The 7,736-nt window shown below is 73.2% G+C and carries 11 protein-coding genes and 1 pseudogene; 6 read left to right on the top strand and 6 right to left on the bottom strand.

The window, feature by feature from the left end; genetic code table 11:
• Positions 1–1,050: pseudogene (locus HPY23_RS33505) on the top strand (hypothetical protein); the annotation flags it as partial.
• Positions 1,051–1,060: 10 nt separating this feature from the next.
• Complete coding sequence (gene rsmD, locus HPY23_RS02320) at positions 1,061–1,621, top strand: 16S rRNA (guanine(966)-N(2))-methyltransferase RsmD (RefSeq protein ID WP_091885496.1); 561 nt, start codon at positions 1,061–1,063, stop codon at positions 1,619–1,621.
• Here rsmD and HPY23_RS02315 read toward each other — a convergent pair.
• Positions 1,608–2,420 carry a trypsin-like serine peptidase gene (locus tag HPY23_RS02315; protein WP_091885499.1) on the bottom strand — a complete coding sequence of 271 codons (813 nt, stop codon included), beginning with the start codon at positions 2,418–2,420 and terminating at the stop codon, positions 1,608–1,610. The genes rsmD and HPY23_RS02315 overlap by 14 nt on opposite strands.
• A 275-nt stretch (positions 2,421–2,695) precedes the next feature.
• On the opposite strand from HPY23_RS02315, the gene HPY23_RS02310 reads away from it, so the two are divergent.
• The 3 genes from HPY23_RS02310 (at position 2,696) to HPY23_RS02300 (ending at position 4,492) form a co-directional block, all read left to right on the top strand.
• Positions 2,696–3,394 (top strand): hypothetical protein, encoded by a 699-nt coding sequence (locus tag HPY23_RS02310; RefSeq protein ID WP_091885502.1) that lies wholly within the window; start codon positions 2,696–2,698, stop codon positions 3,392–3,394.
• 234 nt (positions 3,395–3,628) lie between these two features.
• Positions 3,629–4,027 carry a Rap1a/Tai family immunity protein gene (locus HPY23_RS02305; RefSeq protein WP_329618842.1) on the top strand — a complete coding sequence of 133 codons (399 nt, stop codon included), beginning with the start codon at positions 3,629–3,631 and terminating at the stop codon, positions 4,025–4,027.
• A gap of 147 nt (positions 4,028–4,174) precedes the next feature.
• Entirely contained in the window at positions 4,175–4,492 is a 318-nt protein-coding gene (locus tag HPY23_RS02300; protein WP_060845844.1) for a hypothetical protein, read from the top strand.
• A gap of 52 nt (positions 4,493–4,544) precedes the next feature.
• On the opposite strand, the gene flaF is transcribed toward HPY23_RS02300, so the two are convergent.
• On the bottom strand, positions 4,545–4,913 hold the full coding sequence (gene flaF, locus HPY23_RS02295; protein WP_236017613.1) for a flagellar biosynthesis regulator FlaF: 369 nt from the start codon (positions 4,911–4,913) through the stop codon (positions 4,545–4,547).
• A gap of 171 nt (positions 4,914–5,084) precedes the next feature.
• Between flaF and HPY23_RS02290 the strand changes: the two genes are divergently transcribed.
• Entirely contained in the window at positions 5,085–5,336 is a 252-nt protein-coding gene (locus tag HPY23_RS02290) for a hypothetical protein (RefSeq protein ID WP_091885505.1), read from the top strand.
• Positions 5,337–5,373: 37 nt separating this feature from the next.
• Here HPY23_RS02290 and HPY23_RS02285 read toward each other — a convergent pair whose 3' ends face one another.
• From HPY23_RS02285 to HPY23_RS02270, 4 genes are all read right to left on the bottom strand, one after another.
• On the bottom strand, positions 5,374–5,517 hold the full coding sequence (locus HPY23_RS02285; RefSeq protein ID WP_167543886.1) for a hypothetical protein: 144 nt from the start codon (positions 5,515–5,517) through the stop codon (positions 5,374–5,376).
• A gap of 95 nt (positions 5,518–5,612) precedes the next feature.
• Positions 5,613–5,933, bottom strand: a complete 321-nt coding sequence (locus HPY23_RS02280; protein ID WP_060845847.1) for a hypothetical protein — start codon at positions 5,931–5,933, stop codon at positions 5,613–5,615.
• A 173-nt stretch (positions 5,934–6,106) separates the two neighbouring features.
• On the bottom strand, positions 6,107–6,619 hold the full coding sequence (locus tag HPY23_RS02275; RefSeq protein ID WP_091885508.1) for a metallophosphoesterase family protein: 513 nt from the start codon (positions 6,617–6,619) through the stop codon (positions 6,107–6,109).
• Between the two features lie 106 nt (positions 6,620–6,725).
• The gene (locus tag HPY23_RS02270) at positions 6,726–7,736 is read right to left on the bottom strand and encodes an energy transducer TonB family protein (RefSeq protein ID WP_091885511.1); all 1,011 of its coding nucleotides are present in this window, start codon (positions 7,734–7,736) and stop codon (positions 6,726–6,728) included.

Here is a 7,736-nt window from a genome sequence, read left to right as displayed (position 1 = left end):
GCCCCGGTGCGCACGGTGTGGCGCGATTCCGAGGCCGAGGCCGCCGGCGACCTGCCGAATCGCGGCCGGGTGCACCGGCGCGGCGACAGCCCGCAGGAGATCCGCGCCGCGATGGCGGATGCCCCGCGCAAGCGCGTCGGCGCCATCGCGTCGGGCGACCGCCGGGTGCTGGTCGAGCGCCTGGTGGCCCAGCCGCAGGAGGAGGCGACGCCGCATCGCCGCACCCGGTTCCGCGACGACGCGCCGGGCCGGGGTCCGGGCGGCGACGACCGGCCGATGCGCCGGGACCGCGACGGCTTCGCCCCGCGGGGTGGCGCCAAGGCGGGCCTCGGCGACGAGGGTGGGCGCGGCTTCGGCCGTTCCGGCGGACGCTCCGACGGCGGCGAGGGCCGCGGGTTCGGGGGCAACAAGAGCTTCGGGGGCCGCGGTGAGGGCCGTTCGTTCGAGGGCCGCTCGGGTGGCGAAGGCCGCTCGTTCGGCGGCGAGGGCCGCGGTCCGGGCGGTGGTCGCTCGTTCGAGGGGCGATCCGGCGGCGAGGGACGCTCCTTCGGCGGTGGGAATCGCGGCTTCGGCGGCAGAAGCGAAGGGCGCTCGGGTGGCGAGGGCGGCCGTTCCTTCGGCGGCGAGGGTCGCGGTCCCGGCGGCGGCCGTTCGTTCGAGGGCCGGTTCGGAGGCGAGAACCGCGGCTTCGGCGGCAGAGGAGAGGGCCGTTCGGGCGAAGGGCGTTCGGGCGGCGGTGGCCGTTCGTTCGAGGGACGCGCCGGTGGCGGTGAAGGCCGTTCATTCGGCGGCAAGCCGGGCGGCAAGTCCTTCGGGGGCAAGCCGGGCGGTAATTCCTTCGGGGGCAAGCCCGGGGGCGGTAAGTCCTTCGGGGCGAAGTCCTTCGGCGGCAAGAGCGAGGGTCGTCCCGGCGGCGGCGGCCGGCCGGGCGGGAAGTCCTTCGGCAAGCCGGGCGGCGGGTTCCGCTCGGGCGGCGCGGGCGGGGGCAAGCCCGGCGGGCGCGGCGGTCGTCCCGGCGGCGGCGGCGGCGGCCGTCCGCAGCGTGGTTGAGCCCTAGACGATGCGGATCGTCGGAGGATCCTTGCGGGGCCGGGCTCTCGCCGGGCCGCGCAGCGACGCGATCCGGCCGACCTCGGACCGGCTGCGCGAGGCGATATTCAACGTCCTGGCGCATGCCTATGACGACCCGGTCGAGGGCGCCCGCGTCCTCGACCTGTTCGCCGGCACGGGTGCGCTCTCCTGCGAGGCGATCTCCCGCGGCGCCGCCTTCGCGCTCCTCGTCGACGACGGGGCGGAGGCGCGCGGCGTGATCCGGTCGAACCTCGACGCCCTCGGGCTCGGCGGCACGACGCGCCTGTTTCGCCGCGACGCCACGCGCCTCGGCGCGGCACCCCCGGGCGCGCCGTTCGACCTCGTCTTCTGCGACCCGCCCTACGGCCGCGACCTCGCCCCCAAGGCGCTGAGAGCGGCCGCCGAGGGCGGCTGGCTCGTTCCCGGAGCGCTGGCGGTGGTGGAGGAGGCGGCCTCCGCCGCGCTCGCCGCGCCGGACGGCTTCTCCGAGAGCGAGCGCCGGACCTACGGCGAGACCCAGGTGGCGTTCTGGCGCTTCAGCGCGGCCTGACCATCTCGTCGAGGGCGGGGACGAAGCTCGCGGCGGCGACGCCGACGCCGGTCGCCGACCGGTAGGCCCGCCCGACCCGCGCGCCGTTCGTCACCGCGGTGTGGATGCCGACGAGGGCGGCGGACCCGTCGGCCTCGATCAGCAGGACCGGCGCGCCGGATTCCCCCGACATCGACTCGCAGGAATCGCTGAGCAATCCGGCGGCCGGCGCGTCGATCCGGACGCTGCAGCCGCGGTCGATCACCGGCAGGTAGGGCCGGTCCGCGGCGTAGCCGGCGAGCGCCACCACGACGCCGGGCCGGCTGCCCGGGAGTTCCGCCCCCGGCAGCACGCGCCAGGGCACCGGCCTTCCCGGCAGGGACTGGCGAAGGGTGAGGATCGCCCAGTCCCGCCCGACCATCCCGGGCGGGATGCCGCCGTCGCGCGGCCGGGCGGCGGCTCTCAGGTCGATCCCGGGGGCGAGCCGGATCGCCTCGATCCCGGCGGTGCCGGCATTCGCGTCCCGGGCCTGGCCGGCGACGAAATGGACCTGGTGCGGCTTCACCCAGGCGTCGATCCGGGCGTCGAACAGGCAATGGGCGGCGGTCAGGACATGGCGCGGCCCGACGAGCGTGCCGGTGCAGTGGCTGCGATGCGCCGGCCCCTGCACCACGTTGACCCGGCCGATCGCCGTGAACGGCCAGGCGGTCGGCTCGAGAGGCACGCGCCGGTCGGGGGCGGGGGCCTGGCCCGCGAGCGCGAGCCCGGCGGCGATCGCGGCCCAGCCGTGAAGAGACAGAAACGCATTCCGCGACGTCATGGATTGTCCTGCGCTCGACGGTCCGGCGGCCAGTCTTCGCGGGGAGATCGCGAAGACGTGGGACAGAGCAGGCCGGGTCGAAGGGGTCCGTCGCAGCCAGCTCCGTGCCGGCGGCGCGCGGACCTGACCGAACCGGGACGGGTCGGCGGCGCCACGCTCATAAATCGTTCATCTTTGTTACGAAACCCGGAACTGGTGGGCCACCGTCGAGGTTATCCGGCCGAGTACCAGTACAGATCTCCCAACCCCACCGAAGTCCCGACTGGAGAGGCTCGATGCCGCTGCCCCAGACCATGCCGGCTGTCCGGTTGCGCGCCACGCTCCTGACGGTCGCGTCGGGCTGCCTGCTGATCGCCTCGCAGGTGGGAGCCCGGGCGGCGGATGGCGACGGCCTCGACTTCCTGCGTCAGATCTTCAATCCCCCGCCGGCCTACGCCCCGGCGCCGGTGGCCCAGCCCTCCGTGGTCCAGCCCTCCGTGGTCCAGCCTTACGATGCGCCGATCCGCCAGCGGGCCAGCCGGCGCAACCGCCTCGCGATCCAGGCCAAGGCCCTGCGCGGCCGCACCCGCTACGTGGCACTGCCGAAGGCCGACGTGAAGCCGGAGAAGACCGATACCAAGCCCCTCGCCATCGCGGTATCGCCGCTCAAGTCGCTCGACGCGCGCACCGCGCTCCTGCGCGATTCGACCCTGCGCCCGGGCGACATCGTGATCATGCCGGAGGGGCCGCGGGTGTTCCAGGGCAACTCCGACACCGACCGGCACAAGATGAGCGACTTCCAGGACGTGAACCGTCCCGGCGTGGTGGCGAGCAAGACCCGCAAGGAGTTGCTGGCGATGACCGCGCCGATCGGGGCGCTGCCGGCGGATGCCGCCCGCCGGCTGATGGCGCGCTACCAGAAGGCCGGGCCGGCGACCGAGGCCGTGACCCGCGCCGAGGCGACGCTCGCCCGGGTGGTCTATCCGGCCCGCTGATCGGGCCCCGCGACGACGCGGGTGCGGCCCTCGGGCTGCGGCGGCGCGCACCCTGCGGCAACGAAGGTGTGGCTGGCCGCGCGGCGACGGGGGCGGTCCGCGGCTGCGCTTGCTAGGATGCGACGGGCCGCAGGCAGGCGGTCCGTCGTACCGAGTCGAGTCCCCATGTCGATCCTGAGCAGGTTTGCGTGCCACGCGCCGTCCTCCGGCGAGAACCTGCGGAGCCGGGGGCGCGTGCGCCTGCCGAAGACCCTCGCTCTTCTCGGTGCGCTCGCGACGTCCGGGCTGCTCCCGGAGCCGGCCCGTGCCGCGGAGGGCGCGGTGCTGGTGGCGCAGTGCAAGGTCCTCTTGCGCAGCGCCAAGGCTCGTGGCGACCAGGTGGAGTTCCGCCAGGATCCCGAAACTGTCGGCTGCTGGTCGTTCATGGGCGCCGTCCAGGATCTCGCCGGCGTGGCCGACACGGCCAACCAGCCGCCGATCCTCGGCACCTGCCTGCCGCCGGACGGCAACAGGCTGCAGCTCGTCCGGGCCGTCGTCGCGTACGGGGCGGCTCACCCGCCGGCCCTGCGCGAACCGGCCGGCGTACTGGCGCTCCTCGCCCTGCGCGACGCGTTCCCATGCCGGAAGGACTGACGGCGCCGAGGCACCGACTTCTTGGTCCAAAAGGTTCCGGGAAATATTTGCGGCCGCCGCGCTTGCTGCGAGCGCCTCCACTCATACTCTTACCGGGTACGGGGAGCGCGGTGGGTCCGCGCTCCATGGGACGACCGGAGGATGAGCATGGCCAAGGCCGACAGGCACAACATGGGCCCCGGAGCGCAGGGCAAGGGCTCGGGCACCGGGGCGATGACCGAACTGCCCGAGGGCATCCTCGAGGAGAACATGGTCCTCAGCAACCGCGACAAGTCCCAGCACGGCGCGGAGCGGGGCCTCGACGGCAAGCACGTCCAGACCGAGCAGTACCACGACCACGCCGCCAACCGGCGCAACTTCGACCAGACGATGCCCACGCGCGGCGAGGACAACACCAGCGGCGGCGAGGCGCCGATGACGTCGACCTCGGGTGCCGACAGCGCCCTCGACCGGCAACGGACCTAGGCCGGTGCATCCCCGTCCCGAGGGGGGCGGGGATGTTTTTGCGCGGCCGGCGTCAGGCGTTGCCGCGCAGGCCGTTCGCGAGGTTGCGGTTGATCTCGATCAGCGCCGTCAGCTTGTCGGCGCTCGGTTCGACCAGCGTGTCGAGGGTGCGGGTGAACACGAAGGCGCCGAGCTGGGCCATGGAGACCTTGAGCTCCTGGGACAGCGGCGAGTCCGCCTCGGTCGCCGAGGTGGCGAGCAACGTCCAGACCTTGCGGTTGTAGCCGAGGGCATCGTCCAGCGTCAGTTGATGCGCGCCCCAATTGTCCTGAACCGCCTGCAGGCTCACGGCGGCCTTGATCAGGATCGCGGCCTCCGCCTCGCGGGGTGTCAGCGCCACCTGGGACGTGCGCGCATAGGCGTTCGCCGCGTAGCTCATCATCTTGCGTCTCCGTCGGGCCCTGCGATGGCCCGGCGGCAGGTTTGCCATCGATTTGTTAAGCTTGAGTTGTGAAAGAACCGACGTTGCAGCGCACCGGACGGGCTTGACGGCCGGCCGGAGGTGAGGGACCGCCCTCAAACCGCTACGATGTCGGCGCAAGGACCGGCCGCTATGCTGAACTTCCTCCTCGGCGCCATCGCGGGCGCATTGATGGCTGCCGTGGCGACGGTCGCGGCTCTGCGTAATCCGGACGTCCAGGTGAGGATGGGGATGGTCCGTCCCGAGCCGGTCGTGATCCAGACGAAACGGCCGGACCCTGTCTGCCCGCCGGCGGCGCCGGTGCAGGTGCAGGCGGGGAGCCCGCAAGTCGGCCAGCCGGAGATGCTGTTTGCCCGGCGCCGATTCTGGTCGGTGGCGCCGTAGACCCGTTGCGCGCCCTGGACGCAGTGCCTCGCAGCGATCAGACGCTGCTGAGCAGCAGCATCACCACGGTGGTCGCCGCGGTCGAGCCCAGGAAGCCGCAAAGCGCCGCCGTGAAGGAATGCGCGCCGGCGGTCGGGGTGGAGAGGCGGGACTCGGTGGAGGTCTGGGTGATGCTGGTCATGGCGAAAGATCCGATCTGGCGCGCCGAATCACGGCATCGCCCGGCGAGAGGGATAGGTTGAGCTTGGATGAAACGGTGTGCGCTTCGGCACCCCGTCAGTCGCAGCGGAAGAAGCGCTTTTCCTGCCGGACCGAGCGCAAGGCGCTCTTGAGGTCGACCGAGGCGACGCTCAGCCCGCAATCGTCGAGCTTGTCGCGGGCATCCTCGTAGCGATCCTCGGCATCGCCGAGGTTGTCGCAGACCCGGTCGCGGTCGCCGATGCGGGCGTCCTGGCGGGCCTGGAAGCGGAGGGCACCGGCTTCGTCGATCTTGCGCTGGGCGCCGATACACGCCGGCTGCGCGAGGGCGGGACCGGCGGCGAGGAGCAGGACGGCGGCGACGGGCCAGCCGAACGGGAGACGACGCGTGAAGGCCATCGTTGAACTCACGTACTGATTCGGGATCCGAAGCTGCGGCGATCCGCCTCAAGGATGAGGCTCGATGCCAAGCTTGCTTATTGTGACCGAGGAACGTCGTGGGCGGGCGTGGGGTTCCGCCCGAAACTACCTGGATGCTCGCCAGGCCTGCCCGCGCGGTCGACAGGACCCGATCAGCCGGCCTTGCGTCGCCGCCGGGTCGTGCGGATCGTCTCGAGGGTGACCGGGCGGAAATCCCGGGCATCGACGCCGACGTCGTATTGCCGGGTCGCCGGCGTGAGCTTGCCGTGGGAATGGCCGTGCAGGTTCAGAACCCCGCGGCCCATGCGGTTCCAAGTTCGGAACGCGTAGTGGCAGAGGACGAGGTGCTGCCCGTCGACATCGATCTCGGCGTAGTGGGCGGTGCTGAGCCAGCCCGGCGCGTCGAGCGTCGCGGACCCGTCGTTGTTGCCGACGATCAGGTGCTTGTGGCCGTTCAGGACCGCTAGCAAAGCCCGCACCCGCTCCGGCGGCGGGCCGAGGGCGAAGTCGCCGAGGTGCCAGACTGTGTCGTCGGGCTCCACCACGGCGTTCCAGTTCTCGACCAGGGCGGCATCGTGGGTCGCGAGGTCGGGGAAGGGCCGGCGATCGATGCGCAGCACCCGCGGGTCGCCGAAATGGGTGTCGCTGGTGAAGTAGATGGTCATGTGACGCAGGTCGTCCCGAGCCGGCCGGGCGCCCGGCACAGGCCGGGCCGCCGACCGGAATACCCGGGGGGCGCGACCGGGTTCCGGTCCCCCCGGGCTGACGGCCTCAGTTGAACCGCACCGGCAAGGTGAAGCTCTGCTGCGCGCCGGTGAATTCCGGCGGGGCCGGCGGCAGGCTGCCGGAGGCCGCCGCCACCGCCGCCGCGTCGATGCTGCCGTTGCCGCTGCTGCCGGCGAGGGACGCGCCGAGCACCCGGCCGGACCGGGAGACGGTGAAACGGACCGTCGCGGTGCCGGCCGCCCCGACGCTGCGGGCGCGGCCCTGGATCGCCCCGCGCACCATCGCGCCCCACATCCGGGCCGCACTGGCGCTCGCGGCCGCCGAGGCGCCGCCGTCGTTCATCCGCGACGCGGAGGCGGCGGCGCGGCGCTGGCGAGCGGCTTCCGCGCGGCGCTCGGCCGCCTGCTCGGCCTCGCGCTTGACGTCGCGCGTGGGCTTCGGCGGCGGCTTCTTCGCCTCCACGGGCTTGGGCTTCTCGACCGGCTTCGGCTTCTCGACGGGCTTGGGCTTGGCCACGGGCTTCGGGACCGGCTTCGGCTCCGGCTTGGGCACCGGCTTGGGCTCGGTCACCGGGCGGGCCACCACGGTCGCGGGAGCGTCCTGGGCGGTCGAGGTGACGACCTGCTCCTCGGGCTCCTGCACCGCCTCGGTCACGGGCTCGGGCGGCTTCTCCATCGGGACCGCCTCGGCCGGCATCGGCTCGACCGGGGTCTCCTGCGGCGTCTCCTCCACCTTGGTCTCGGGCGGAGGCGGCGTCTCGACCGGCACGGTGTCGGAGGGCGGCTCGGCCGTCGGCACCGTGGTCGGCGGGGTCACGTCGGTCGGCGTCGGCGTGCTCTCGCTGTCCTTCGACTCGTTCGGCACGTCGACCGCCGCGAGATCCGGCGCCAGATCGATGGTGATCTCGTTCTCGCCCGGCGGCGTCGGGGCGCTGCGCCAGTAGGTGAGGGCGAAGAGGCCGCCGGCATGGAGCGCCAGCGCCACCAGGAAGGCGGCGCCGAGCCCCGTCCCCGGCTCGCGCGGCTCCGGCGCGTCGGTCGTCACGGTCTGGCTCAT

It is taken from the genome of Methylobacterium ajmalii (assembly GCF_016613415.1).
Taxonomy (GTDB): Bacteria; Pseudomonadota; Alphaproteobacteria; order Rhizobiales; family Beijerinckiaceae; genus Methylobacterium; species Methylobacterium ajmalii.
The sequence above is the reverse complement of the archived record's forward strand: the minus strand, read 5'-3'. Positions and strand labels throughout refer to the sequence as shown.

Excerpts from the sequence above, each read along its gene's own strand:
- HPY23_RS02275 (WP_091885508.1), bottom strand. The coding sequence starts at position 6,619 with ATGACCATCTACTTCACCAGCGACACCCATTTCGGCGACCCGCGGGTG.
- HPY23_RS02315 (WP_091885499.1), bottom strand. The coding sequence starts at position 2,420 with ATGACGTCGCGGAATGCGTTTCTGTCTCTTCACGGCTGGGCCGCGATC.
- HPY23_RS02290 (WP_091885505.1), top strand. The coding sequence starts at position 5,085 with ATGCTGAACTTCCTCCTCGGCGCCATCGCGGGCGCATTGATGGCTGCC.
- HPY23_RS02310 (WP_091885502.1), top strand. The coding sequence starts at position 2,696 with ATGCCGCTGCCCCAGACCATGCCGGCTGTCCGGTTGCGCGCCACGCTC.
- flaF (WP_236017613.1), bottom strand. The coding sequence starts at position 4,913 with ATGATGAGCTACGCGGCGAACGCCTATGCGCGCACGTCCCAGGTGGCG.
- HPY23_RS02300 (WP_060845844.1), top strand. The coding sequence starts at position 4,175 with ATGGCCAAGGCCGACAGGCACAACATGGGCCCCGGAGCGCAGGGCAAG.
- HPY23_RS02280 (WP_060845847.1), bottom strand. The coding sequence starts at position 5,933 with ATGGCCTTCACGCGTCGTCTCCCGTTCGGCTGGCCCGTCGCCGCCGTC.
- HPY23_RS02285 (WP_167543886.1), bottom strand. The coding sequence starts at position 5,517 with ATGACCAGCATCACCCAGACCTCCACCGAGTCCCGCCTCTCCACCCCG.
- rsmD (WP_091885496.1), top strand. The coding sequence starts at position 1,061 with ATGCGGATCGTCGGAGGATCCTTGCGGGGCCGGGCTCTCGCCGGGCCG.
- HPY23_RS02270 (WP_091885511.1), bottom strand. The coding sequence starts at position 7,736 with ATGAGCCAGACCGTGACGACCGACGCGCCGGAGCCGCGCGAGCCGGGG.